The organism is Amycolatopsis lexingtonensis (assembly GCF_014873755.1).
GTDB lineage: Bacteria > Actinomycetota > Actinomycetes > Mycobacteriales > Pseudonocardiaceae > Amycolatopsis > Amycolatopsis lexingtonensis.
In genome coordinates this window covers 3,599,177-3,623,112 of sequence record NZ_JADBEG010000001.1, presented here as the reverse complement: position 1 = coordinate 3,623,112, position 23,936 = coordinate 3,599,177, and the positions used below count along the sequence as shown (strand labels likewise).

Genomic DNA, 23,936 nt, shown 5'->3' with positions numbered 1-23,936 from the left:
AGCCGTGTAGATAGTGAGCAAGATCGTCTTCGGACACTCAATTACCCCATGGAGCCGCGCGTCGCGGCGAGGTCAGAGTAACAGCAACTGTCCGCCGACGGTTCGGTTGCAGCGGCTCGTGTGGGTTGTGGAGCGCAGGGTTTGACTTCGCGCGTGGGACCGCCGCACATGATGGTCAGGTCATTCAATCTCAGGTAGTTCGCGATCGCGGAACCATCCTCATCGGCTGTCTCGGGGAACCGGGCCCGAAGGTCGTCGAGTAGGTGGTCTTCGCGGACGTAGACGTTCCTGGCGAGTTCTGGTGGGCGGTTGCGGGCGCTGGTGTGGCCGTGGCGGCAGCGGTAGCCGGGGCGGTCGTTCACCCAGTGGGAGTCGAGTCGGCGGCCGCAGAGTTGACATTGCACGAGTCCTGTCAGGATGGACGTCCTGGTGCCGCCGTCCTGGGTGGGTCGGGCCGCGCGCATGCCCTGGATCGCCACGAAGGTGGCCTCGTCCACGAGAGCTGGGTGTGTCACCTCCTTCGACTCGGCCCAGCCTCGTGCCGCCGATGGCCGGACTGGAGAACCCTGGTGAGCCGGGCCGGGTGTTCTGGCGCCGTGTCGGTTCCATACCTGCCGGCCCGTGTACCTCGGATTCTCGAGGATGCCGACGACGGTCCGGACGATCCACTCGTGCTTCGTCCGGTGCCGGTTTCGGTCCCGGTCGGCGCTTGACGGGCACGGGATGCTGCGGTCGTTCAGCTCCCGCGCGATGCCGGCCACGCTGCGTCCGGTAGCGCGTTGCTGGAAGATCCACCGCACCCACGGTGCGGTGGCCGGATCAGGTTCCAGGCGGTGCAGACGGCGACCCCAGCTCGCGTGGGCGCGGTTGGGGTGGGGGCCGGCGTCGGCGAGGCGGTAGCCGTAGGGTGGCCTGCCGCCGAGGAACCTGCCCTGCACGGAGGTCTGAATGTGCATCGCGGCCAGCACCCGATGCCGGGCCCGCAGCACCTCGCGGCGCGACTGGGACCCGAGCAGGAGCATCAATGCCTGGTGCACAGGGTCCTTGAGGTTCACCGGACCGTCCGCCTCGGGGAGCCACAGCTGAATACCTTGCGCCTGGAGCGTGCTCAGCACGGCGTCGAACTGGTCTCCGTAGAACGCTCGCTCGTGTTCTCCGATCATGACCGCGTCGAACGAACGGTTCGGCTGTTTCGCGGCCGCGATCAGCTGGGCTGCGGCCTGGCGTTCGCACCAGGGCCGCCTTGCCTCGGCGACCTCCCGTTGCCACCCCAACGACGTCGCCCGGTCCTGGAACTCGACCGTGGACATCCGCCCGTAGAACGCGAACCTCAGCCCATGGCCCTCGATGGCCTGTCGGCGGCGCCGGGCACCGGATCGGCGCGGGGAGACTGCGCGTGTCGGGCTGGCTCTGCGAGCGGTACTGATCATTGTGCACCTCGGTGCTTGAGGCGAGTTCGGGTCGACGGCGGAACGCAGTCTCCCGGCACTGATGACGAGTTTGAGGCTGATCTGCACTCGAATGGCCGCATTGCCGCCGGTACCACCCATGTTGCGTTGCAAGTGGCCGCCCTTTTGTCCGTGGGCAGCCGTCGGGGAGGGTCGGATGTTGACCTTCTCGGCGGGACCGTGGTGTCCTTTGCGGTGGGGAGCCGCCGGTCGAACTCCTCTGGGCGCCACGAGGTCCGGGTGCGGCGCCGGCCGGCGGTCAGGCCGGTGGCATAGCGGCGGCCAGCACCCGCAGGGCCAGATCGAGTGCGTCGGACAGTCGGCGGATGGACCGCGAGGCCTGCATGAGGACGAATCCGCCCTGGACGATGGTGAGGATGTTCTCGGCAAGGGCGGTGGGATCCGTGTCGGGCAGCAGGTGCCCGTTTTCCCGCATGCGGCTCAAGCCGCGTGCCAGGTACCCGGTCCACTGGTGGAACCCGGCTTCGATGAGGCGGCGTGCTTCGGGATCTTCCTCGGCGAGCTGAGCGGTCAATGACCCGAGCGGGCACCCGCCGATCGCGCCGCGCTCGGTGTGCACGGCGAGAAGCCGGTCCTTCCAGGCGAGCCAGGACTCCCAGGTGTCCAGTTCTTCGAGCGGAGGCTGCTGGTCCGAGAGCGCTTGCCGGGTCTGCCGTTCGACGACTGCCTGCAGGAGCTGCGCACGTCCGACGGGAAGTAGTGGAAGACCTGCCCGTGGCTGGTCGAGGTGGCCTTGCGGATGTCGTTGATCCCCACTTGATCGATGCCACGCTCGTACAGCAGCGCCGCCGCGGCGTCGATGATCCGTGCGCGGGTGGCCGCGCCCTTCGAGGTCCACGCCTCTGTCTCCATGGAGCTTCCTTACCTCGTCGCCGATGACCCGCCACCAACTTTGGAGTTGCTTCTCGGGCGGCGCGGTGCTGACCCGATACGAGACGAAGCGATGAGCCGCCGGTGATCACAGCGTCGGGGGCAGGTCCAGCCATGGTTTGCCGGCGACGTCGAATCCGGTGAGCTCGGCGATCTGCCCGTCGACGATGTGCAGGACCGCGATGGCGAACGGCCGGTACTCCGGGTCGTCGGGGGTGCGGAGGTACAGCACGGCGGCCGGCATGCGGTTGACCGTCGTGGTGATACCGCGCCAGGGACGTCAGCCCGTCGAGGTCGTTGCGCTCGTGGGCGTCGATGTACGACTTCACCGCGCCGCGCTCGGCGTTCGTCAGCTCGTGGGTGGCGGGGCTCCGCCAGTCGAGGCGGCGGCCGGGCAGCTGCTCGCGCATCGTCACGCGTGCCCGCTGCAGTGCGCTGGTCACCGAGGCGACGGTCAGCTCGAGCGCGTCGGCGGCCTTCGGCGCCGGCCAGCCGAGGACGTCGCGCAGGACGAGCACCGCCCGCTGCCGCGGCGGCAGGTGCTGGACGGCGACGATGAACGCCAGATCGAGCGTCTCCCTCGCCACCGCCGATTCCTGCGGGTCCTCGGGGAGCATCCGGTCGGGGTACGGCTGCAGGTACGGCAGCTCGGAGCCGGAGTCCGAAAACCCGGACGGCAGGGGGTGCGCTTGTCCAGGAAGTCGAGGCAGACGTTCGTCGCGATCCGGTACAGCCAGGTCCGCAGCGCGGCGTGGCCCTTGAACGTCTCCCTCTTGTTCCACGCCCGCAGGAACGTCTCCTGCGTCATGTCCTGGGCGTCTTCGTAGTTCGCGAGCATCCGGTAGCAGTGCGTCTGCAGCGCACGCCGGTGGCGCTCGGTGACCACTGCGAACCGAGCTGTGTCGCCTGAGCGGGCCGCCGCGATGAACGTGGCCTCGTCGGCGTCCAGCGGTCCAGCGTCGGTCATGGTCATCGATCCTTCCACCGGTGCGAGTGGGCTGCCGGAACTGACGGCGTGGCGGAGGATTTCTGATCGGTGCCGTCGCTGACACCGGGCTGTTCGTCAGGGCGGGATCAGGCGTGGCACTCGTAGAGGGTCTGCGCCATGCCCATCGGCCCGGTCTGCTCGTTCTGGTCGTCCTGCTGTGCGGCCTGCCCGCCGTAGGCCGCTGGGTCGACGGCGGTGCAGTGCTGCGCGGTCCACTGCTGCCGCCGCTGACCGGCGCCGCCGCTCATGCCCGGCATGCCGCCGCCGGATCCGCCGAGGACGAACTTCAGCTTTCCTTCGGCCGTCCACTGCTGGAGCTGGCCGACCGAGGGCGAGTCGTCGCTGCCCGAGAAGCCGCCCATGCCGATGACCGTCTCGTCGGAGCCGATGATGAAGCCCGCCACCGTGGTCGCCGAGCCGTCTACGGCCAGGGTGATCTCCGCGCCGCCGCTGTGCTGCTTCGCGTAGTCCAGGACGCGGTGCTGCTCGTCGGTGAGCTTGCCGTCCATGGCGCCCAGCATGCCGCCGAAGCCGCCGGACGGTCGTTCGGTGCCGCCCGGCATCTGCGGCAGCCCACCAGCTCCGGGGAAGCCTGCGCCGGTGCCACCGGGCAGGTCGCCGGCGCCCGGGAAGCCGCCGGGGCCACCCGTGCCGCCCGGTCGGATACCGCCGAAGCCGCCGCTCGGGCCCGCGGCCGGCATCACGCCGAGGTTCTCGCCGGTCGCGGCGGTCGCCGTGGACCACACCGCCGGCACCAGCAGCACGGTGACCAGCCCGAGCACGAGCGAGACGCGCGAGAGCACCGCGCGGCGCGCCTCGGCCAGCCGGCCCGCGAGCAGCGCGACCACCGCGACGACGCCCGCCACCAGGACCGCCCAGCGCGTCCAGCCCTGCCACGAAGGATCGCGGCTCGCCAGCACGAAGGCCCACACCGCGGTGAGTGCCACCGCGGCGGGCAGCAGCAGCCACCCGGCGGCGCCGTCGCCGCGGTAAGCGCGCCAGAACCGCGCCAGCCCGGCCGCGGAGATCGCGGCGATCGCCGGGGCGAGCATCGTCGTGTAGTACGGGTGCCAGATGCCCTGCGCGTAGCTGAACACCACCGCCGTCACCAGCAGCCAGCCGCCCCACGCGAACCAGCCGGCCCGCAGCGCCGCGTCGCCCGGTTGCTTGGCCGCCATCCGCGAAACACCCTGGACGGCGACGACCACGAGGACGACCAGCGCCAGCGGCAGCAGCCACGAGATCTGCCCGCCGACGGACGTGCTGAACATCCGGCCGAGACCGGTGTCACCGCCGAACATCCCGCCGGCGCCGCCGCCCATCCCGGACGGCAGGGTGATTCCCTCGGGCAGGTCCGGGCGCGGTCCGCCGCCACCGGGGTTGCCTTCGTTGCCGAAGATCCGGCCGAAGCCGTTGTAGCCGAAGATCAGGTTCCAGGCGGTGCCGTCGGTGCTGCCGCCCATGTACGGCTTGGCCCCGGGCCACCAGTCGTGCAGCGCCGCCCACCAGAAGGACGACGCGAACAGGACGGCCCCGGCCCCGAGCAGGTCGAGGATCCGCCGCTTGACCGGCGCGCTCGTTCCGACCAGGTACGCCACCACGAACCCGGGGACGACGATCCACGCCTGCATCATCTTGGTGACGAACCCGCAGCCGACGAAGAAGGCGCACCACAGCAGCCACTTCGTCCGCGCGCGGCTCGTGTCCGCTTTCACCGAGCGCGTGAAGGCGTAGGCCGCCGCGATGAGCAGCAGCACGAGGAGCGTGTCCGGGTTGTTGTCCCGGTTGATCGCGACGGTGATCGGGGTCAGCGTGAGGATCAGCGCGGCCAGCAGCGCGACGTTCTCGCCCGCCCAGAGCCGCACCGCGCGGTGCAGCAGGAACACCGCCGCGACGCCCTCGAGTACCTGGGGAAGCAGCAGCGCCCAGCCGTGGAAGCCGAACACCAGCACCGAAAGTGCTTGCGGCCACAGCGACATCGGCGGTTTGTCCACGGTGAACACGCCGTAAGGGTCGAACGAGCCGAAGAGGAAGTTCGTGAAGCTGCCCGTCATGGACTTCACGGCGGCCGAGTAGTACGTGTTGCCCAGCTGGCCCGCGCCGATTCGCCACGCGTACAGCACACCCGCGGCGACGCAGATCCCGGCGAACGCCCAGACCTGCCACCTCGTCCTGGGCGGGACTGCGACACGGCCGGCGGGTGCCGCGTGTTCGGCGGCGACTGTCATTGTTCGTCCTTTCGGTTGTCCTTGCGGAAGACCCAGCTGCGCAGGAGCACGAACCGGCCCGCGGTGCCCAGCACCGAGGCCGCGAACAGCACCGTCAGCTCCAGCACGCGCCCGGGTTCCGGGGCGAACGCGTGCAGCGCGAGCAGCGCGGCCGAGGTGAACGCGTAGTAGAGCCCGAACACCACGAGCCCCTGCAGATGCGCCATGCCCCGGGCGACGCCCGCGCCCGCGAAGGTGAAGCGGCGGTTGGCTTCGGTGTTGAACAGCGTGGTGAGCACCAGCGCGGCCAGGTTCGCCACCAGTACCGGCCACCACAGCCGGAAGAGCCCGTACAGCACGAGGTACGCGACGGTGGAGATCACTCCGATCGCCGCGAACGACAGGACTTCCCAGAGCCGGCCGCCGTTCGGTTCGCCCAGCACCGCGTCGGGGTGGGCCGCGCGCGGCGCCGGTCGCCGAGGCAGGTCCGGCACCCGTGCGGTCCCGGCCGCTTTCGCCCGGGCGACGCGGACCAGCCCGCGGATGTCGTCGAGCGCGGTCTTGGCGACGTCGACGCGGCTGTCGGTGTCCTCGACCCAGTCGACCGGTACCTCGTGCACGCGCAACCCGTTGTGCTCGGCCAGGAGCAGCAGTTCGGTGTCGAAGAACCAGGCGTCGTCCTCGACGTGGTCCAGCAGCGGCCGGATCACGTCGGTGCGCGCGGCCTTGAACCCGCACTGCGCGTCGGAGAACCGCGCGCCGTGGCTCAGCCGGATCAGCCCGTTGTAGCAGCGGGAGACGAACTCCCGCTTCGGCCCGCGCACCGTGCGTGCCCCGGGGGCCAGCCGCGAGCCGATGGCCAGGTCGGAGTGCCCGTTGACCAGCGGAGCCACCAGCGGCAGCAGCGCGTCGAGCCCGGTGGAGAGATCGACGTCCATGTACACGACGACGTCGGCGGTGCTGGCCCGCCAGGTCTCGCGCAGGGCCAGGCCGCGGCCCTTGCGGTCGAGGTGGCACACGCGGACCGCGTCGTGCTCGTGGGCGAGTGCCTCGGCGACCTCCAGTGTCCGGTCCGTGCTGGCGTTGTCGGCGATCACGATGGTCCAGCCGAAGGGGAACTGGTCGCGGAGGAACTCGCGCAGTACGCGCACGCAGCCGGGCAGTGCGCGTTCCTCGTTGTACACCGGGATGACGATGTCCACCGTGGCCGTCGCGGCACGGTGTTCGGGGGAGGTCCGCAGACCTCCGGTCGCGCCGACCGACATGCTTCCTCCGTTCTCGCTGGTTCGCGGCCGAGCACGACGCTGTGTGACCGGTTACGTTGCCCATACGGTGGACTACTGATCGTGAGAAGCACCTGGTCTTTACCTGAGAGAATCATGAGAAGTGGATCTACAGCTCACGCACAGGCTGACCGCGTAGCCTCCGCCGGGTGCGACTGCTGGTGGTGGACGACGATCCCGACGTGCGGGAAAGCCTTCAGCGCAGCCTGGAGTTCGAGGGTTACGGCGTCGACACGGCGATCTGCGGTGTGACGGCGCTCGAAGTCGTTGCCGGCGAACGGAAGCCCGACCTGGTGATCCTCGACGTGATGATGCCCGGGGTCGACGGCCTGGAGACGTGCCGGCGCATCCGCGCGGCGGGCGAGCGGCTGCCGGTGCTGATGCTCACCGCGCGCGACGCGCTCGGCGACCGGGTCACCGGCCTCGACTCCGGGGCCGACGACTACCTCGTCAAGCCGTTCGCCCTGGAGGAACTGCTCGCCCGCGTCCGGGCGCTGCTGAAGCAGAACCGCGGCCGCCGGTCCGTGCCCGAGGTCCGCCGGTTCGCCGACCTGGAGCTCGACCCGCGCACCCGCGAGGTCACCCGCGGCGGGCAGCGGATGGAGCTGACGCCGACCGAGTTCGACCTCCTGACGGCTTTCCTGGACGCCCCGGGCAAGGTGCTGACCAAGCATCAGCTGCGCCAGGCGGTGTGGGGGACGGAACCGAGCCGTACCAACAACCTCGACGTCTACGTCGGGTACCTGCGGCGCAAGACCGAGGCGGGCGGGGCGAGCCGGCTGCTGCACACCGTGCGCGGTGTCGGGTTCGTGTTGCGGGCGCCGTGAAACGCCGTGGAGAGCGCCGGATGCTGCTGCGCAGCCGCGTCGCGCTGATCACCGCGGCGATCGTGGCGTTCGCGATCGCGTCGATCAGCACCGTGACGTACGTGACCACGCAGCACAACCTGCGCGCTCAGCTCGACGAGACGCTGCTCAGCGGCTGGCCGCCACCCGGCGCGCAGGACCCCGCCCTGCCGAAGCCGGACTGGACCGACCTGTGCCGCGCGGTGAACCGGGGCCGCCCGCTGCAGCGGTTCCTCGAAGGGGTCCAGCTGCTCAAGGCCGACGGGACGACGTGCTCGCCCGCCGGCGTGGACTCGGTCGTCCTCGAGCCGTCGGACCGCACGACGCGGACGGTGACGCTGCGGGACGGGCACACGCAGTCCGGCACGCCGGTGCGGGTGCTGCTCGGCCCGGCGGGCGACGGGAACGTCGTGGCCATCTCGCGCAGCCTCGCCGAGGTCGAGAGCACGCTGACCGGGCTGCGCAACGTCCTGGTCGTGGTGTCGGTGCTGGGTGCGGCGCTCGCGGCCGCGGCGGGCCTGCTGCTCACCCGCCGGACGCTCGAGCCGATGGCGCGGCTGACCGGCGCCGCCGAGGAGATCGCCCGGACCCAGGACCTCGAGCTCCCGGTGGCGGTGTCCGGCCGCGACGAGGTCGGCCGGATGGGCCGCGCGTTCGCCGCGATGACCGGCGCGCTCGCCGAGTCCCGCCGTCGCCAGCGGGCGCTCGTGGCGGACGCGGCCCACGAGCTGCGCACCCCGCTGACCAGTCTGCGCACCAACATCGAGCTGCTCGCCCGCAGCGAGCACACCGGCCGTCCGCTGGCGGCCGGGCAGCGCGCGCGGACGCTGGACCGGCTGCAGGTGCAGGCGGAGGAGCTCGGCGACCTCGTCACCGAACTCGTCGTGCTCGCCCGCGACGAGCACGGACTGGAGTACGCCGACGTCGCCATGGCCACCGTGGTCCGGCAGGCGGTCCGGCGGGCTTCGAGCCGCGCCCGGGACCACACGTTCGACGTCGAAAACGCCGAGTGGTCGGTCCGCGGTGACGCGGCCGCGCTGGAGCGGATGGTCCTCAACCTGCTCGACAACGCGATCAAGTTCTCGCCGGCCGGGTCCGCGGTGACGGTCCGCTCGACGCCGGGCCGGATCTCCGTCGCGGACGACGGCCCCGGGGTCGCTCCGGAGGACAGAGGACCCGCGTTCGACCGGTTCTGGCGCGCCCCGATGGCCCGCGCGCTGCCGGGATCGGGCCTGGGCCTGGCAATCGTCGCGGACACCGCAGCCGCCCACGGCGGACGCGCCCGGTTCGAGGATCCTCCGTGCGGCGAGGGTACGCTGGTGGTCGTCGAGCTGGCGGTCTGACCGCCGACTCGAAATCGGCTGTTCGGCGTGCCAGCGGCCGGAATCGTGGATGTCGTGCAGCGGGCCAACAGGCGGCGACGTCGTGGAACCGACTTGACCGATCGTGACCGGTCTGTAAGCCCGCACCGAGGCCGCGACCCGCTACATGCTGATCGCCCGCCACGGCGAAGAGCCGACCCCGGCGGTCGCGCGGCTGACCGCGCTGTTCGAGACCAAGCTCCGCGCCGCCGGCATCCACATCCCCAGACCGGATTCCCGTTGACCGCGCGTGCTCCCGGTCTTTCGGTACGGCGTGCACGGGACAGCCGGTGGTGCGGTTGCGGGCCAGAGAGACCCGGTTTCCGGTGCCCCGTTCCTCGAGGTACCTCGTCCGCACATCGGCTACTTGTTGAATGGCGGTACGACCGATGCCGGGCCAGGCTTGGTCGAGGTGTTCGACGCGGGATGTGGCTCAGGAGGGGTCTGCTCAGCTCGAAGTAGCGCTGCCCACCTCGCCTGATACCAACCCAGGTACAGCGAGGAGAACTCCGTGACGCCAGTGGTCATCGGCATGGATCCGCACAAGCGGTCCGCCACCATCGAGATCATCGACGAACACGAGCACGTGCTGCACACCGGCCGGTTCGGCACCGATCAGGACGGCTACCACCGCATGCTGGCCACCGGTCGCCGGCACTCGCAGCGATTGTGGGCGGTCGAGGGCTGTCAGGGGCATCGGCCACCATCTCGCGCAGCGCTTGGTCGCCGACAGCGAGACCCGTGGTCGATGTGCCGGCGAAACTGTCGGCGTGGGTGCGGGTGTTCGCTACCGGTCAGGGCCGTGAGACCGACCCGGTCGACGCGCACTCGGTCGCGGTGGTTGCCCTACGCGCCAAGGGTTTGCGGTTCGTTCAGGTCGATGACGCGACGGTGGCGCTGCGTTTGCTGGTCGATCACCGTGACGAGCTGGGCCACGCTCGCACCCAGGTCGTCAACCGGTTGCATCGCCTGCTGTTCGAGCTGCTTGCCGGCGGGGCGAAGAAGTTCCTGTCCGCCACCCAGGCCCGCGCGCTGCTGTCCTCGGTGCGGCCGCGTGATGTCGTGGGCAGGACCCGCCGGCGGCCGGCCGCGGACCTGATCACCGAGCTGGACCGCATCGACAAGCGGATCAAGACAGCCAACGCCGAACTGGGCGAGCTGGTCGCCTCCACCGGCAGCACCCTGCTGGAGCTGTTCGCGTCCTGGAACGGCACCGCACCGTTGGAGGCGTCCTATGGTGATCGTCGTCGGCACCGGCTGTCGCGGGCGGGAAACCGCAGGATCAATCGGGTTTTGCACGTGGTGGCCATTGTCCAGCTCCGGCACGACACCCCCGGCCGTGCCTGCTACCGGCGGAGATTGGCGGAGGGCAAGACGAGCATGGAAGCGATGCGGTGTCTGAAACGCCGTCTGTCCGATGTCGTCTACCGTCGGATGGTCGGTGACGCGGAGCGTTTGGCGGCAGGCTCGGGAGGACATTCGGGGGCGGCTCCTGACTCCAGCGCGGCTGACCTGAACCCCGTGGTCAGCACTTCGGAACAGTCACTTCCCGAGCCTGCCGACTACAAGGATAGGGCAGCGGCATCCTCGTCGACGTTTTTCTGTGATGGCAACACCTCCAGTGTCAGGTGTTGCGACGACCGCTAGAACCCAAGATGCACAAGAGCACCGTCGCCACCGGACAAGGCGTAGAGAACACGGGCGGTCAGCCGAGGTAGCGGTCCTTGCGGGCGGTGACGAACTCCTCGACGGTCAGGGGCCGTTTCCCGGTGAGGCGTTCGACGTGGTCGGTGGCGCGGTCGTACCGGTTTTCGCGGTGCAGCTTTGCCATGGTCACGATGTGCTGCTCGGTGTGCGGTGGCAGGCCCGCGTTCGCGAGGACCTCCGTGCGCCACCGTGCCAACGGGACATCCACATAGGACACTCGTCGGCCGAGTGCGGTCGAGAACTCCGCAGCCACTCCGGCCATGTCGAGCACCCGGGGCCCGGTCAGTTCGTACACCTTCCCGGCGTGCTCTTCGGGCTCGCGCAGGACAGTGGCGACCACCTGGGCGACGTCTTCGGCGGCGACCGGCGAGGTGCGTCCGGTGCCGAACGGCAGTGCCAGTGTGCCGTTTTCGCGGATCGATCGCGCCGCGAGGGCGGTGAACAGCGGGTTGTCGAGGAATGAGGTCGGGCGTACGTGCACCACGGGCAGGCCGGACCAGTCCAGTACCTGTTCCGCCAGCCAGTGCAGCCGTTGCTGGTGGGATTCCGCGGTGCTGGTGGCGGTCATCTGGGACACCGTCATCTGCGACATGTCCACCAGCAGGTCGAGTTCGCCGTGTGCCTTAGCGACCGTGGCCATGATGGTCGCCGCCAGCAGGTGGTCCGGGGACACGCTGAGCCCGAAGTACGCCCGGCGGACGCCGTCGAGGGCGGCCGACACGGTGTCGGGCCGGGTGAGGTCTCCGGTGACGACCTCGGCACCGAGTGCCCGTACCGCGGCCGCGCGGTCGTCGTCGCGGCGGACCAGGACGCGGACCGGCACGTCCTGCGCGCGCAGCAGCTCGGTGACGCGGCGCCCGATGCCGCCGGCGCCGGTGACGAGAACGAGGTCGTGATCAGCCATCGATGGTCTCCTGCCAGGAGTGTTCGCGGGTGCTGGTGGTGCTTCCTTCAGCGGAGGAAGAAGCCGAGGAGAGCTTCGGCGCGCTGGCCGACGGGGGAGTAGAGCAGGCGGGCGGCGTTCCGGCGATCTTGCCCGCGGATGCTCTTGGGGTGACGTTGCCGGAGGTCGTGCGGTCGAGGACCTTGCGGCGGGGCGGGGCCGAGCGTGACGGGGACGAGGTGCTCGCCGGCGGCGGGCCGGGCGCATGAACCGGCGGAGGTTGCGGTGCGGGTAGCCGATGCCCTGCACGACGGCCACGAGTTCCCTCATCGCGGTCTCGTGTCGCGAGCGATGTCCGAAGTCGGTGTCGATCGCCGCCTCGGCGCGCTGGGTTTGCCGGATCAGGAGGAACCGCTCGGCGTCGGTGGCCGGTGTGGTGACTTCTCCGGTGGTCATGGCGGTGTTCCTCAGCTGTGGGCGGGAGCGGCGGTCTGTGAGCGGCGGGCCATCCAGCCGATGAGGCGGACCATGTGGCGGCGGGACAGGAGCCTGCCGAGGAGGGCGAGGGATCCGCTGTTGGTGATGACGGAGGGGGGTGCGGATCGGCGGTCGAGGGTGTCCAGGGCGATCTTCACGACCTGTTCGGGGGTGGCTCGTTTGGTGCCGAGGTCGGCGGTCTGGCTGCCGGCGGCGTCGTAGAACTCGGTGCGGGTCGCGCCGGGGTTGACGGCCAGGACGCGCAGGCCGGTGCCGCGGGCTTCTTCCCAGAGTCCTTCGGTGAAGTTCAGGACGAAGGCTTTGGTGGCGGCGTAGACGCTCATGTAGGGGATGGGCTGGAAGCCGAGCAGGCTGGCGACGTTGATGAGGATGCCGGTGTCGGCGGCGGTCAGCGGTCCGATGTAGGCGCGGCTGAGGTCGACCAGGGCGCTGATGTTCAGCGCGATCATGCTCTGCAGGCGGTCGGGGTCTTCGTCGGTGAAGGCGTCGTGGGTGCCGAAGCCGGCGTTGTTGACCAGCCCGGTGGCGTGGATGCCACGGGATTCGAGCTCGGCGCGCAGGGTGCGGCCGGCGTCGGGCCGGCCCAGGTCACGGGCGACGGTGGTGACGGTGACGCCGTGGGCGCGGGTGAGTTCGGCGGCCAGGCTCTCCAGCCGGTCGGCGCGGCGGGCGACGAGGACGAGGTCGGCGCCGCGGCGGGCGAGCCGGCGGGCGAATTCGGCGCCGAGGCCGGAGCTGGCGCCGGTGACGATGACGGTCTGGCGGTGGTAGTCGATTTTGCTCATGGCTTCACCCTACGCACTGTCGTGCACTGAGTGCAAGACAGTGCATGGTGTGACGTGACGTACCATGGGTGCATGGCTGCCAAACCTCTTCGGGAACAGACCCGCTCCGTGGTCCGCTCACTGCTCGCCCGGACCGCCATCGAGTTGTTCGCCGCGAAGGGCTACGACAACACGACCCTCGACGAGGTCGCCGCCGCGGCGGGAGTGTCCCGGCGGACGCTGTTCAACTACTTCCGCAGCAAGGAAGATCTCGCGCTGAGCAGCCTGGCCGAACAGGGCGAGCTGATCGCCGCGCGTCTCGCGGAGCGTCCGGCCGGTGAGGATGCGTGGACGGCGTTGCGTGCGGCGTTCGGGGTGCTCGAGGAGATCGAGATGACCGCCGAAGACCGTTTGGCGTTCATCTCGCTACTGTTCGGCAACGACTCCCTGCGCGCCGGGCACGCCGAGAAACAAGCCCGCTGGCAAGACCTGTTCGCCCCGCTGATCGAGCCACGGCTGCCCGGCTCCGACCAGCGCGCTCTCAACGCCCGCGCGATCGCCGCGGCGGCGATCGTCTGCCTGCAGATCGCCAACGAGGAATGGGTCCGCCTGCGCGGGCAAGCCGACATGCTCGAGCTCTACGACACCGCCGTCCGGGCCATCCGCACCTGAACTTCTCGATCAGGCTCGTTTCGGTTCCTTGCGCAGGCCGAGCAGGAGTTCCCACGGTCCCGTTGCACTTGGGACGAGCCGGCGTAGATGGTGCCGGCGGATGTCGGGATCGGTGCGCAGGCCGTCAGCCGGCGTGCTCGTCGCGGTTGTCGTAGGCATCGTGGGCCGCGAGAACCTCCGGCAGGTGCTGCACCGACCACTCCGTGAGCGCCTTCAGCGGCACCCGCAGGGTTTCGCCCAGCGGGGTCAGGCCGTACTCCACGCGCACCGGCACCGCCGGGTAGACCGTTCGCCGGACCAGGCCGTCACGCTCGAGGGCGCGCAGCGTCTGGGTGAGCATCTTCTCGCTCACGCCCGACAGCCGGTTGCGCAGCTGGGTGAACCGGCACGGCCCTTGCTTGCCGAGCTCGCCGAGCACCAGGATCGACCACTTGTCGCCGATCCGGTCGAGCAGATCCCGGGACGGGCAGCCGCGCGCATACGGATCCCACGATGCTGTCTTCCCGGTCACAGCCTTGCCGGTCGTCACCACGCCCACCTCTTCCCTTTCCGGCGGGTGGCTACCTTACCAAAAGGTGGCTACTTCCCGATGGTAAGCCATGGAGTCATCGTGGACCCCGTGCCGCGGAAGGGCCGCGGCGGAAACGAGGATCGCACGTGTCCATCGTCGTCACCGGAGCCACCGGCCAGCTGGGCAGGCTCACCGTCGAAGCGTTGCTGCGGCGCGGAGTTCCCGCTTCGCGGATCGTCGCGACCGGCCGGGACCTCGCGGCGCTCAAGGACTTGGCCGATCGCGGCGTCGTGGCGCGCCGGGCCGATTTCGCCGACCCGGACAGCCTCACGGCGGCTTTCGCGGGAGCCGGGAAACTGCTCCTGGTCTCGGCTTCGTTCCCCGTCGACGAGCGCGTCGCCCACCATCGGCGTGCCATCGACGCCGCGCTGGCCGCGGGAGTGTCCTCAGTGGTCTACACGAGCATGACGCACGCCGACACGGCCACCACGATCCTCGCCGCGACCCATCGGGCCACCGAGGAGTACCTGCGGGAGCGCGGTGTTACCCACGTGCTGCTGCGCAACAGCTGGTACCTGGAGAACTACACCGCCACCCTGCCCGCGGTCCGCGAGCACGGCGCGGTCATCGGCGCCGCGGGCCAGGGAAAGGTCAGCGCCGCAACCCGCGCCGACTACGCCGAGGCCGCGGCCGTCGTGCTGACCACCGAAGGGCACGACGGCGCGGTGTACGAACTGGGCGGCGACGAGGCGTTCACCCTGGCCGAGCTCGCCGCGACGGTCTCGGCCGCCACCGGGAAGCCCATCGCCTACACCGATCTGCCGGCGGACCAGCTCGCCGAGGCGCTGATCGGCGCGGGGCTGCCCGCCGAGCTGGCGAACGTCCTCGCCGACGCGGATCTGGGCCTGGGCCGCGGTGAGCTGTTCACCGAATCCGGCGACCTGAGCCGCCTGCTCGGCCGCCCGACCACGTCCCTGGCCACCGCGGTCGCCGACGCACTGCGTTGACCAGCCGCACTTTCTCTTCGACTCGACCGGAAAGGTCCAGCACGATGTCCACCCGCACCGCCCTGCGGCGCACGCTGCTCACCCTCACCACGACGGCTGCCGCTCTGGCCACCCTCGCCGCTCCCGCCACTGCACACGGGAGCAGCGGCTACGCGATCACGATCAACGGCGGCAATGCTTTCCCCGAAAGCGTCACGGCCGACCAGCAGTACGTCTACACCGCCAGCATCGGCGACGGCACCGTGTACCGCGGGCGCGCCGGGGCGAAGACGCTCGAGCCGTTCCTGCCGGGCGGCCAGGACGGGCGCACCCAGGCCGCCGGGATCAAGATCGCCGGCGATCGCCTGCTGGTCGCCGGCGCCTTCACCGGACGCTTCTTCACCTACACCGCCACCGGAAAGCTCGTTTCCGCTTACACCGTCCCGGAAACGGGCGAGCCGACTCTCGTCAACGACGCCGCCGTCACCCCGGACGGGGACGTCTACATCACCGACTCCTTCCGCGCCGTGGTCTATCGGATCCCGGCCGCCGAGGTGCGCGCCCCCGCCACCGGCGCCCACCGGACTCTGGAAGTGGCCTACCGCCTGCCGGACTACGTGGCCGGCCAGTCCAACGGCAACGGCATCGTCGCCACCCCCGACGGCAAGTCGTTGATCATCGGCTACTGGTACAGCGGCGCGCTCTACCGGCTCACCCTCGCCACCGGTGAAGTCCGCAAGATCGTCGCGCCGCCCCTGCCCAGCGCCGACGGCATCGCGCTGCGGGGCAACGTCCTCTACATCGCCCGCTCGGTCGACGACGAAGTCGACACCGTGCGGCTCTCCGGCGACAGCACCCGGGCGACCGTCGTCTCCGAACGCACCTACCCGGGCGCCGACACCACGACCGGCGTCGTCGTGAGCGGCGATCGGTTGCTGGTGACCAATTCCCAGATGGACACCTACCTGTACGGCACTCCGCTGACCAGCCCGGTGTTCACCCTCGAAAGCCTGCCGCTCCGATGACGACGGCGACGCTTGCCACCAAGAGCGCCACCCGGACCTGATCGTCGTGCCGGTGATCGGGGCCGGTCAGCGGAAGAGGCGGAAGAACCCTCGCACCTGCTCGACCAGCGACTTCGGCTGCTCCAGCGCGGCGAAATGGCCGCCTCGCGGCAGTTCCTCGAACCAGCGCAGGTCGGTGAACCGCAGTTCGGCCTCCCGCCGCGACGGGCGGGTGATGTCACGTGGGTAGATCGACAGTCCGGTCGGTGCGGTGACCTTGTCGCGGAAGTTGGCGAAGCTTTCCCAGTACAGGCGTGCGGAAGACGTAGCCGATGCGGTGAACCAGTAGACGGAGATCTCGTCGAGGATCTGCTGCCGCGTCACCGCGTCTTCGGGGTGGCCGTCGTTGTCCGTCCAGGCCCAGAACTTCTCGGCGATCCAGGCGGCTTGGCCGGCGGGGGAGTCGGTGAGGCCGTAGCCGAGCGTCTGCGGCCGGGTCGCCTGGATCGCGGAGTATCCGCGGCCGGTGCGCTGGAACTCCTTCTCGGCCGCGAGGTTCGCCAGTTCCGCGGGTGTGGGGTCGTCGAAGGTGCCCGCTGCCACGGATCCGAGGTTCAGGTGCACGCCGGCGACGCGCTCGGGTGCCACCTCGCCCAGCGCGCCGGAGACGGCCGAACCCCAGTCACCGCCTTGCGCGCCGTACCGCAGGTAGCCCAGCGAGACCATCAGCGTGTCCCAGGCGCGGGCGATGTGGGTGACGCCCCACCCGGTCGTCGACGGCTTGTCGCTCCAGCCGTACCCGGGCAACGATGGCGCGACGACGTGGAAGGCGTCCGCCGGGTCCCCGCCGTGCGCGCGCGGGTCGATGAGCGGGCCGAGGACCTCGAGGAACTCGAGTACCGAGCCCGGCCACCCGTGCGTGAGCACCAGGGGGAACGCGTCCGGCTCGGGGGAGCGGACGTGCAGGAAGTGGATGCCGAGCCCGTCGATGGTGTCGCGGTACTGCGGGAAGGCGTTCAGCCGCTCGGCGAACCCGAAGTCGTAGTCCTCGGCCCAGGCGCGGCAAAGTTCCTGTGCGTAGGCCAGCGGCAAACCCTGTGACCAGTCGTCCACGGGCTCGGGCTCGGGCCACCGTGTTCGTCGCAGTCGCTCACGCAGATCGGCGATCTCGGCTTTGGTGATGCTGACCTCGAACGGCTCGGCGGCCATGACGGGGCTCCTTCCTCGTATGGCGTTGTCGGATCGGATGTCGGTCAGGCTCCGGGGCGGCGGCTCAGGCTCGCGGGGTGCTTGGCCTCATTCGATGTCTGCGAGCGCGGCTATCACCGTGTCGAGGAGGTCGCGGAGGTGTTGGGCGTCTTCGGGGCCCAGCGCGTCGGTGAGCTTGTCCTCGATTTTGCCGACGTGCTGGTAGGCGGCCTGGAGGGTGCGGTGGCCTTCGTCGGTGAGGTGCAGCTCTTGGATGTTGCGATGCCGGGGGTGGGTGCGTCGTTCGACCAGTCCGCTGGCTTCGAGCTTGGCCGCCAGCAGCGCGACCGCCTGGGTGGTGACGCCAAGGCGGCGTCCCAGCTCGGCGCCGTTGAGTCCCGGGTAGACGTGGACGTGCATCAGCAGCGAGTACGAGGCGGTGGAGAGCCCGACCGCTCGCAGGGCTGGCTCCTTGGCGGATTGGAGCGTGAGGTCGGCGCGGCGTAACGCCCAGCCGACTCGCTGGAGCGCTTGTTCCGGGATGACGTCTGGTGGCTGGCTCACGGCGTCAGTGTAGACATGCCTTGAGGTAGATCAAGGACTTGATCCTCATCAAGACTTTTAGCTACGGTGCGGATCGCGGCTTCCAAGAGCGACAGGAGCGAAGCGATGAGCGACGACCGGCGATGAGGGGGCGCCGTGCGAGCGGGCGCCGGTGGCGCTCGGCCCGATCGTCGGTGGCGCGCTCGTCAGCTCTGCGGGATGGCGGTCGATCTTCTGGGTCGACGTCCCGGTCGCCGCGGCCGCGATCGCGTTGACTGCCCGATTCGTTCCCGAGTCACGGGCGCCCAGGCCACGTCGCCTGGACCCGGTCGGCCACGGCTGCCCACACCACCGCAGCGAACGTTGCGAGGACCCTGCTGGGGTGAAGACGACGCCGCCTGACACGCCAGCCAACCCGATGACCACTCCAACCAGAAAGAACGCTCATGAGCAGAGAGCAAGCCGAAGCCATCGCTCGGACGTTGCGAGACTCACCCCTCGATGTCGGTGGCGAGGCGGTAGCGCAGCGAGCGCTGTTCGCGCAGTTGATGGCTTCACGTCCGCGCCCGGCCGATCTCGTCACCGACGACATCCGACTCGGCGACACGCCGGCCGTTCGAATCTCCATCGGACAGGCGAAGCCAGGCCGGCCGTCCTGTACTTCCACGGCGGCGGGTACGCGATCGGAACCGCGGCCGAGACCATCGGACTGCCAGGCCGGATCGCCGCCCGCAACGGCGTCACGGTCCTGTCCGTGGACTACCGCCTCGCACCGGAAAACCCTTTCCCGGCAGCACTCTCCGACGGACTCGACGCCTACCAAGCCGCACTCGATGCCTACGCACCAACCCGATTGGTTGTCGCGGGGGAGTCGGCCGGCGGAGGACTCGCCCTCGCCACGCTCCTGGCCGCCAAACAACGGGGCCTGGCGATGCCCGCCGCCGCGTTCGTGATGTCTCCGTGGGTGGAGCTCACCCTCTCCGGCGCGAGCATCGACACCAAGGCCGATATCGATCCCGTCATCTACCGCGCGGCGCTCGAGCTGCGCGCCCAAGAGTACGCAGGCAACCGACCCCGCACCGACCCGTTCGTCAGCCCGCTCTTCGGCGACTTCGACGTCTTCCCGCCATTGCTCATCCAGGCCGGCTCACACGAGTGCCTGCTCGACGACGCCGTCAGACTCGCCGGACGCGCCGCGACCGACAACGTGGCCATCACCCTCGACATCACTCCCGGCGTCCACCACGTGTTCCAAGCCGTCGCAACCCTCCTCGACGAGGCAGACGCCGCCCTGCGGCGAGCGTCCTACGCTGGTTGCGCCGCGTGGCTGTCGAGCAGTTTGGCCAGCAACGACTGGAGTTGCCGCTGCTCGGTCCGGTCGAGGCCGGCCAGGAGTTCGGCCTGGACGGTGCCGGCGTGCTGTTGGAGTTCTTCGAGGTACTGCCTTCCGGCGGCGGTGAGGGTCACGAGGTTGCGACGCCGGTTGTCGGGATCGGCCTGACGGTCGACCCGGCGGCCGCTTTCCAGCCGGGCGAGTATGCCGCTGACGTCGTTGCGGTCCAGGCCGAGGCGGCGGCCGATCTCGGCCTGGCTGAGCGCCCCGTACTCCTCCAGCGCGGCCAGCACGGCGAAATCGGCGCGGGCACCCAACGGCATGCGTTCCGCGGTCAGCCGGGCGCCCAGCGTGGCCACCTTGTTCGCCTGCCAGCTCACAAGCCCGCGCAGCCGGGCCGGGGGTTGCAACGCGTGATTCGTGACCACCATGCACCCACTCTAACCGTTGGTGGCCCCAACATGTGTTATGTTGGGATCACCAACGTTGGTCACCCCAACATTCATGGAGGAGTGGTCTCATGAACCACAGCAGTGCGCATCCCGATCTGTCCGGTCACCGCGTTGTCGTGCCCGGTGGTACAGGCGCCGTCGGCGAAGGTGTCGTCCGCGCTTACCTCGCCGCCGGTGCGGACGTCGTGGTACCGACCCGCAGCCAGGAACGGGCCGACGAGTTCCGGCACGTGCTCGGCGACGCGGCCGGCGATCGGCTGCACCTGGTGGTGCACGACTACACGACGTTCCCCGGAGCCGCGCAACTCGCCGACGAGATGGAGCGCAGGCTGGGCGCCGTCGACGACGTGGTGGCGCCGATCGGTGGCTGGTGGGCCGGCAAACCGCTCTGGGAGATCGACGAGAGCGACTGGCAGAGCGCCTTCGTCGGGCTCGCCTCCACTCACATGGCCGTCCTGCGGGCCTTCCTGCCCAAGCTGAGCACCCGCGGCACCTACACGCTGATCGTCGGGACTTCTGCGCTCACGCCGGTTCCCGGCAGTGGCCTGGTCAGCATGGAGCAGTCCGCCCTGCTGATGATGCGACGAGTCGCCGAAGCCGAACTCACCGGTCCACAGCGGGCCCACGCCCTCGTGCTCGGCCCGGTCGGCACCCGCCTCGCCGACACCGCGGCACCGGACTGGGTGAGCGCCGACCAGGTCGGCGCGATCGCCGTCGCCGCCTCGGCCGCCATCGAGGTCGGCAGCCGGGAGTTCAGGCTGGGCAACCGGGCCGAAGCGGACGAGGCGCTGGCACGGCTACAGGCCGGCCGGCCTGTAGCCGTGCCGGGCACGGTGGTGACAGTGTCCACAATGGAGCCCAAGGACGGACGACGTGAGGACCTCGTCGCGCTGCTCGCCGAACTCGCCCCGCGGATCCGCGCCGAACCGGGATGCCTGCGGTACACGGTGCACCGCACCCACGGCGAGGCGGACGGACCGTTGCTGGTGATCCAGGAGTTCACCTCGATCGAGGGGTTCAGGCAGCACAGCGCGACCGTGGCCGACCAGATCCCGCGGCTCGCCGCCCTCCTGGCGAAGCCCCCGGTGCCACCGGCCCTGTTCGAACCCGTGCTCGATTAGGACACCGACCTGAACGCACGGCCGCCGGCGAAGACCGCGGGTCAGCCCGGTCCGTCGCCGGCGGCCGCCAGGAGCGGCACGACCAGGTCGCTGATCGGGGTGGGAATGCCGCGGGACCGGCCACGTCGCAGCACGACCCCGTTGCGGCTGTCCCATTCCAGGGGCCGGCCCGCCTCTCGGTCGGCGAGGATCGAGGTGCTCAGGTCGGGCGGGTACCCGCGGAACTCGTCGACGATCGCCTGCGGGACCTCGTCGCCCAGCGACGCGCCCTCCGCGCGGGCGACCTCAAGGCACTCCCGCAGGTAGGCCAGGGCCAGTTCGGCGACATCGCTTCGCGCGAACATGCCGGCTCGTCGGCCGGTCAGCACCATCAGACCCGCGACCGCGTTCTGCAGCAGCTTCCGCCACGCGACGGTCGTGAAATCCCTTGCCACGTCGACCGCGCACCGGGTGCCGCGCAGCGCCGCGAGCACCACGCCGCTCGCCGGCGTGTCCGGCAGGGTCAGGCGCGCTTCGCCGCGGAGCCACACGGAACCGTCCGGCTCGCGCTGGGCGGGAAACCACACCACCGAGGGCAGCAGCGGTCCGCCGGACGAGTACGGCGCGAAAAGCTCTTCCTGTTCGACGCCGTTCTGCAAGACGCAGACAACGGTTTCCGGGCCGCACAGGGCGGAAAGCCACGGCGCCGCCGACTCCACCTGTGTCGATTTGACGGCGACGAAAACCAGGTCGACGGTGTTCCCGATCTCGGCCGGATCAGTCCGCACAGGCCCTGGCACGACGACGGCAGCACCGTCATCGTCGCGCAGCTCCAGGTGCTCGCGCGCCGAGCGCCCGCAGATCGTCGGCGTACGCCTCGCCTCATGCAGCGCCGCCGCGATCGTCGTGCCGATCGCTCCCGGCCCGACGACGGCGACTGCGGGTTCCCCGGCCGTCATCGGGCGGGCGCCACGGAGTACCGGGGCACCGGGCCCGGAGTGGTCACGAGGAGCCCGCCGACCGCCTCGACGACACCAGGCAGGGGCTCGGGTGGATGAGCCGCGTAGGCCGCCTTCAGCCTGGCGCGGCTGATGGCGATGCCGGGCCCGGCGAGGTCTGTTGTGGACTGAGTCATTCCCGTTCCTTCCGCTCAGGGCTGAGCGCGGCGGACCAGAGGGGCGCGCACGTTCGGGGCGTTCTCGAGCGTGAACGCGATCTCGGTCGGGAGGTAGCGGTCGTCGTTGTGCTCGATGATGACGCCCCGCGGGTTCCGCGCGCTTCGCCGTTGCCGCAGCAGCGGAGTGCCTTCGGGCACCTCAAGCTGCGCCGCGTCGGTCTCGTCGGCTGCCACGGCGTCGATGATGTGGGACGCGGCGGCGAACTCCACGCCGCGGCTCTGCAGGTACTCCCACTGGGACCCGGAGTCCGAATCGAAGTCGAAGAGCAGCCGGCCGACGCTTTCCAGGTAGGTCGCGCGTTCGAGCATCACGGGGACACCGTCCAGCAGGCGCAGCCGCAGTCCCTGCACCACCAGCGCACCTTCCTCGATGTGCAGGGCGGCGGCCGCCGCTGGATCCGCCGGCCGCAGCGCCAGCTCCAGCGTCCGCTGGCCGGGAGTGCGGCCGAGGGAACGCACCCAGGCCGAGTAGGACATCAGCGCGTCGAACGGCTGCCCGAGGGCGTTCGAGCTCACCGTCGCGCGTCGGCCGCGCCCGCCCGAGATCACGCCGTCCGCCCGGAGCGTCGCCAGCGCCTGGCGAACCGGTGCGCGCGAGGTCTTCCACTGCTCGCAGAGCTCCGCCTCGGAGGGCACCACCCCGCCGACCTCGAGGCGGCCGTCCCGGATCCGCTCACGCAGGTCCTCGGCGATCGCGACATGCAACGTCGTCACGCACCCATTCTTACCTGTTCGGACATGTTCTGAGCAACACCCGAGATCCCGCGGCTGCTCTGGTGAATGCACGGTGAATGTCCCTGAGAGAGCAAGGATTACGCTTGTGCAGCGGGTCGCTCGTGATCACCGTACTTGGCACAACAAGTTGCTGGGACCCGACGCGCCGGCTCGGCTGGCGACCGCTCTGCACGGCGCACTCGTGCGCTTCGTGCGCGACGGCAGACCCGGATGGAATACCTATGCCGCCGGAACCCGTCCGGTCTTGGTGTTCGACGAAAAGACCCGGGAAATCCCCGACGCCTTCACCCTGCCACACGACCGGTTGCGGCGGGCACGCTGAGGAACCGTCGCGCCGCGCACCGGTTTCCTGGTCGTCGAGTGGCTACATGCCGGGTTCCCACCAGCCGCGCGTGTCGACGTCCGCGGCATCCGCCAGCGTCTCCAGTTCCGCGATCTCCTCGTCGGCGAGCTCGATGCCGTGAGCTCGGACCAGCCCGTCGAGGTAACCGGCCTTCGTGACCCCGATGATCGGGGTGGTCCCCTTGGCGATGGCCCAGGCGGTGGCGACGTCGGCGGCGGACGCGCCCCGGTCCTCGCCGATCGCCGCCATCCTGTCCGTCAGCGTCTGCAGCCGGGGCAGGATGCCGTTGTACACGGCCGCCCGGTCGCTGCCCTCCGGCAACGGATGGGCCGGGCTGTACCTGCCGGTCAGCGCCCCTTGCTCGAGGACCATGTAGGAAAAGAACCGCACGTCGTGCTCGCGGCAGTGGTCGAGGATGCCCGCGCGCTCGGAGCTCCGGTACAGGAGGCTGTGGTGGTTCTGGACCGCCTCCACGCGGAAGCCGGCCTCGCCGAGGATCTGATCGGCGAGAGCGATCTGCGTCAGATTGTGGTTCGAGACGCCGACGTGCTTGATCGTGCCGCTCCGCAGCAGCGGAATCAGCAGCGGCGTCCAGCGGGCCACGTCGGCAGGGTTGTGAATCCAGTACAGATCCACATAGTCCGTACCCAATCGGTCGAGGCTCTGCTCCAGCATGTCCGCGACCGGATTGCCGCCGTCGCCCGCGGCCTGCGGGGTGAACTTCGTCGACAGCTGGTACTCGCTGCGGGCGTAGCCCTTGAGCGCCTGAGCGAGCACCGTCTCCGAGCGGCCCATGCCGTACACGACGGCGGTGTCCCACAGGGTGAACCCATTCGAGTGCGCCTTCTCGACGACCTCTCGCAGACCGGACTCGGTCAGCCGGCTGCCGAACTGGCCGTCGCCCACCTCGCCGCTGTCTCCCCACGCCCACGTGCCCAGCGCCACCGGCGACGCGGTCAGCGTCTTGCTCGTCATGTCTCCTACCTCCATACGGAACGGTCGATCCCCAGGAGACCG

At 70.1% G+C, this 23,936-nt stretch carries 24 protein-coding genes and 3 pseudogenes; 10 read left to right on the top strand and 17 right to left on the bottom strand.

Features of this window, described 5'->3' with window-relative positions:
• Positions 1-41: 41 nt before the first annotated feature.
• The 8 genes and pseudogenes from H4696_RS16450 to H4696_RS16425 form a co-directional block, all read right to left on the bottom strand.
• Positions 42-1,310 (bottom strand): recombinase family protein, encoded by a 1,269-nt coding sequence (locus H4696_RS16450; RefSeq protein WP_225955713.1) that lies wholly within the window; start codon positions 1,308-1,310, stop codon positions 42-44.
• A 397-nt stretch (positions 1,311-1,707) separates the two neighbouring features.
• Positions 1,708-2,076 carry a TetR family transcriptional regulator C-terminal domain-containing protein gene (locus tag H4696_RS51540; protein WP_476693091.1) on the bottom strand — a complete coding sequence of 123 codons (369 nt, stop codon included), beginning with the start codon at positions 2,074-2,076 and terminating at the stop codon, positions 1,708-1,710.
• The gene (locus H4696_RS51535) at positions 1,980-2,321 is read right to left on the bottom strand and encodes a helix-turn-helix domain-containing protein (RefSeq protein WP_086856608.1); all 342 of its coding nucleotides are present in this window, start codon (positions 2,319-2,321) and stop codon (positions 1,980-1,982) included. The genes H4696_RS51540 and H4696_RS51535 overlap by 97 nt, the downstream gene beginning before the upstream one ends.
• A gap of 106 nt (positions 2,322-2,427) precedes the next feature.
• The gene (locus tag H4696_RS50110) at positions 2,428-2,583 is read right to left on the bottom strand and encodes a hypothetical protein (RefSeq protein WP_225955712.1); all 156 of its coding nucleotides are present in this window, start codon (positions 2,581-2,583) and stop codon (positions 2,428-2,430) included.
• A gap of 226 nt (positions 2,584-2,809) precedes the next feature.
• Positions 2,810-2,956 (bottom strand): annotated as a pseudogene (locus H4696_RS50105) (sigma factor-like helix-turn-helix DNA-binding protein); the annotation flags it as partial.
• 128 nt (positions 2,957-3,084) lie between these two features.
• Positions 3,085-3,177, bottom strand: a pseudogene (locus H4696_RS50815) (sigma factor); the annotation flags it as partial.
• 236 nt (positions 3,178-3,413) lie between these two features.
• The gene (locus H4696_RS16430) at positions 3,414-5,555 is read right to left on the bottom strand and encodes an ArnT family glycosyltransferase (protein ID WP_086856609.1); all 2,142 of its coding nucleotides are present in this window, start codon (positions 5,553-5,555) and stop codon (positions 3,414-3,416) included.
• On the bottom strand, positions 5,552-6,799 hold the full coding sequence (locus H4696_RS16425; RefSeq protein WP_086856610.1) for a bifunctional glycosyltransferase family 2/GtrA family protein: 1,248 nt from the start codon (positions 6,797-6,799) through the stop codon (positions 5,552-5,554). Before H4696_RS16425 ends, H4696_RS16430 begins: the two co-directional genes overlap by 4 nt.
• Positions 6,800-6,966: 167 nt before the next feature.
• Here H4696_RS16425 and H4696_RS16420 point away from each other — a divergent pair, with 167 nt between their 5' ends.
• The 3 genes from H4696_RS16420 (at position 6,967) to H4696_RS16410 (ending at position 10,670) form a co-directional block, all read left to right on the top strand.
• Entirely contained in the window at positions 6,967-7,644 is a 678-nt protein-coding gene (locus H4696_RS16420; protein ID WP_086856611.1) for a response regulator transcription factor, read from the top strand.
• A gap of 20 nt (positions 7,645-7,664) precedes the next feature.
• A complete protein-coding gene (locus tag H4696_RS16415) occupies positions 7,665-9,005 on the top strand; it encodes a HAMP domain-containing sensor histidine kinase (protein ID WP_086856612.1) in 1,341 nt (446 codons plus the stop codon).
• 759 nt (positions 9,006-9,764) lie between these two features.
• Entirely contained in the window at positions 9,765-10,670 is a 906-nt protein-coding gene (locus H4696_RS16410; RefSeq protein WP_211299599.1) for an IS110 family transposase, read from the top strand.
• A gap of 58 nt (positions 10,671-10,728) precedes the next feature.
• Here H4696_RS16410 and H4696_RS16405 read toward each other — a convergent pair whose 3' ends face one another.
• A complete protein-coding gene (locus H4696_RS16405; RefSeq protein ID WP_086856613.1) occupies positions 10,729-11,634 on the bottom strand; it encodes an NmrA family NAD(P)-binding protein in 906 nt (301 codons plus the stop codon).
• Positions 11,635-11,672: 38 nt separating this feature from the next.
• On the opposite strand from H4696_RS16405, the gene H4696_RS16400 reads away from it, so the two are divergent.
• A complete protein-coding gene (locus H4696_RS16400; protein ID WP_143264929.1) occupies positions 11,673-11,882 on the top strand; it encodes a hypothetical protein in 210 nt (69 codons plus the stop codon).
• Between the two features lie 198 nt (positions 11,883-12,080).
• Here H4696_RS16400 and H4696_RS16395 read toward each other — a convergent pair whose 3' ends face one another.
• Complete coding sequence (locus tag H4696_RS16395) at positions 12,081-12,896, bottom strand: SDR family NAD(P)-dependent oxidoreductase (protein WP_086856615.1); 816 nt, start codon at positions 12,894-12,896, stop codon at positions 12,081-12,083.
• 72 nt (positions 12,897-12,968) lie between these two features.
• Here H4696_RS16395 and H4696_RS16390 point away from each other — a divergent pair, with 72 nt between their 5' ends.
• Positions 12,969-13,547, top strand: coding sequence for a TetR/AcrR family transcriptional regulator (locus tag H4696_RS16390; RefSeq protein WP_086856616.1), 579 nt, complete (start codon positions 12,969-12,971; stop codon positions 13,545-13,547).
• Positions 13,548-13,671: 124 nt separating this feature from the next.
• On the opposite strand, the gene H4696_RS16385 is transcribed toward H4696_RS16390, so the two are convergent.
• Positions 13,672-14,079 (bottom strand): winged helix-turn-helix transcriptional regulator, encoded by a 408-nt coding sequence (locus tag H4696_RS16385; RefSeq protein WP_420831503.1) that lies wholly within the window; start codon positions 14,077-14,079, stop codon positions 13,672-13,674.
• A gap of 125 nt (positions 14,080-14,204) precedes the next feature.
• Here H4696_RS16385 and H4696_RS16380 point away from each other — a divergent pair, with 125 nt between their 5' ends.
• Both H4696_RS16380 and H4696_RS16375 read left to right on the top strand, forming a co-directional pair.
• Complete coding sequence (locus H4696_RS16380; protein ID WP_086856617.1) at positions 14,205-15,065, top strand: SDR family oxidoreductase; 861 nt, start codon at positions 14,205-14,207, stop codon at positions 15,063-15,065.
• A gap of 44 nt (positions 15,066-15,109) precedes the next feature.
• A complete protein-coding gene (locus H4696_RS16375; protein ID WP_192782340.1) occupies positions 15,110-16,069 on the top strand; it encodes an SMP-30/gluconolactonase/LRE family protein in 960 nt (319 codons plus the stop codon).
• Positions 16,070-16,135: 66 nt separating this feature from the next.
• Here H4696_RS16375 and H4696_RS16370 read toward each other — a convergent pair whose 3' ends face one another.
• A complete protein-coding gene (locus tag H4696_RS16370; protein ID WP_086856618.1) occupies positions 16,136-17,257 on the bottom strand; it encodes an epoxide hydrolase family protein in 1,122 nt (373 codons plus the stop codon).
• Between the two features lie 87 nt (positions 17,258-17,344).
• Positions 17,345-17,800, bottom strand: a complete 456-nt coding sequence (locus tag H4696_RS16365; protein WP_169734828.1) for a MarR family winged helix-turn-helix transcriptional regulator — start codon at positions 17,798-17,800, stop codon at positions 17,345-17,347.
• Positions 17,801-17,951: 151 nt separating this feature from the next.
• Between H4696_RS16365 and H4696_RS51530 the strand changes: the two are divergent.
• Positions 17,952-19,022 (top strand): annotated as a pseudogene (locus H4696_RS51530) (MFS transporter); the annotation flags it as partial.
• 62 nt (positions 19,023-19,084) lie between these two features.
• Here H4696_RS51530 and H4696_RS50095 read toward each other — a convergent pair.
• Positions 19,085-19,543 (bottom strand): MarR family winged helix-turn-helix transcriptional regulator, encoded by a 459-nt coding sequence (locus H4696_RS50095; RefSeq protein ID WP_086856619.1) that lies wholly within the window; start codon positions 19,541-19,543, stop codon positions 19,085-19,087.
• Between the two features lie 89 nt (positions 19,544-19,632).
• Between H4696_RS50095 and H4696_RS16355 the strand changes: the two genes are divergently transcribed.
• A complete protein-coding gene (locus H4696_RS16355; RefSeq protein WP_086856620.1) occupies positions 19,633-20,685 on the top strand; it encodes an SDR family NAD(P)-dependent oxidoreductase in 1,053 nt (350 codons plus the stop codon).
• Positions 20,686-20,726: 41 nt separating this feature from the next.
• Here H4696_RS16355 and H4696_RS16350 read toward each other — a convergent pair whose 3' ends face one another.
• Positions 20,727-21,623: an oxidoreductase gene (locus H4696_RS16350; protein ID WP_086856621.1), complete on the bottom strand. Its 897-nt coding sequence runs from the start codon at positions 21,621-21,623 to the stop codon at positions 20,727-20,729.
• Between the two features lie 191 nt (positions 21,624-21,814).
• On the bottom strand, positions 21,815-22,555 hold the full coding sequence (locus H4696_RS16345) for a GntR family transcriptional regulator (protein WP_086856623.1): 741 nt from the start codon (positions 22,553-22,555) through the stop codon (positions 21,815-21,817).
• A 106-nt stretch (positions 22,556-22,661) separates the two neighbouring features.
• Here H4696_RS16345 and H4696_RS16340 point away from each other — a divergent pair, with 106 nt between their 5' ends.
• Positions 22,662-22,898, top strand: a complete 237-nt coding sequence (locus tag H4696_RS16340; RefSeq protein WP_143264931.1) for a hypothetical protein — start codon at positions 22,662-22,664, stop codon at positions 22,896-22,898.
• A 42-nt stretch (positions 22,899-22,940) separates the two neighbouring features.
• Here the strand turns inward: H4696_RS16340 and H4696_RS16335 are convergent, their stop codons facing one another.
• On the bottom strand, positions 22,941-23,894 hold the full coding sequence (locus H4696_RS16335) for an aldo/keto reductase (RefSeq protein WP_086856624.1): 954 nt from the start codon (positions 23,892-23,894) through the stop codon (positions 22,941-22,943).
• Between the last annotated feature and the right edge of the window lie 42 nt (positions 23,895-23,936).

Bases quoted from the DNA above. Each gene is read 5' to 3' on its own strand.
- H4696_RS16350 (WP_086856621.1), bottom strand. From the start codon at position 21,623: ATGACGGCCGGGGAACCCGCAGTCGCCGTCGTCGGGCCGGGAGCGATC.
- H4696_RS16450 (WP_225955713.1), bottom strand. From the start codon at position 1,310: ATGTCCACGGTCGAGTTCCAGGACCGGGCGACGTCGTTGGGGTGGCAA.
- H4696_RS51535 (WP_086856608.1), bottom strand. From the start codon at position 2,321: ATGGAGACAGAGGCGTGGACCTCGAAGGGCGCGGCCACCCGCGCACGG.
- H4696_RS50110 (WP_225955712.1), bottom strand. From the start codon at position 2,583: ATGCCGGCCGCCGTGCTGTACCTCCGCACCCCCGACGACCCGGAGTAC.
- H4696_RS50095 (WP_086856619.1), bottom strand. From the start codon at position 19,543: ATGGTGGTCACGAATCACGCGTTGCAACCCCCGGCCCGGCTGCGCGGG.
- H4696_RS16370 (WP_086856618.1), bottom strand. From the start codon at position 17,257: ATGGCCGCCGAGCCGTTCGAGGTCAGCATCACCAAAGCCGAGATCGCC.
- H4696_RS16405 (WP_086856613.1), bottom strand. From the start codon at position 11,634: ATGGCTGATCACGACCTCGTTCTCGTCACCGGCGCCGGCGGCATCGGG.
- H4696_RS16395 (WP_086856615.1), bottom strand. From the start codon at position 12,896: ATGAGCAAAATCGACTACCACCGCCAGACCGTCATCGTCACCGGCGCC.
- H4696_RS16390 (WP_086856616.1), top strand. From the start codon at position 12,969: ATGGCTGCCAAACCTCTTCGGGAACAGACCCGCTCCGTGGTCCGCTCA.
- H4696_RS16335 (WP_086856624.1), bottom strand. From the start codon at position 23,894: ATGACGAGCAAGACGCTGACCGCGTCGCCGGTGGCGCTGGGCACGTGG.
- H4696_RS16355 (WP_086856620.1), top strand. From the start codon at position 19,633: ATGAACCACAGCAGTGCGCATCCCGATCTGTCCGGTCACCGCGTTGTC.
- H4696_RS16430 (WP_086856609.1), bottom strand. From the start codon at position 5,555: ATGACAGTCGCCGCCGAACACGCGGCACCCGCCGGCCGTGTCGCAGTC.
- H4696_RS16375 (WP_192782340.1), top strand. From the start codon at position 15,110: ATGTCCACCCGCACCGCCCTGCGGCGCACGCTGCTCACCCTCACCACG.
- H4696_RS16415 (WP_086856612.1), top strand. From the start codon at position 7,665: ATGCTGCTGCGCAGCCGCGTCGCGCTGATCACCGCGGCGATCGTGGCG.
- H4696_RS16425 (WP_086856610.1), bottom strand. From the start codon at position 6,799: ATGTCGGTCGGCGCGACCGGAGGTCTGCGGACCTCCCCCGAACACCGT.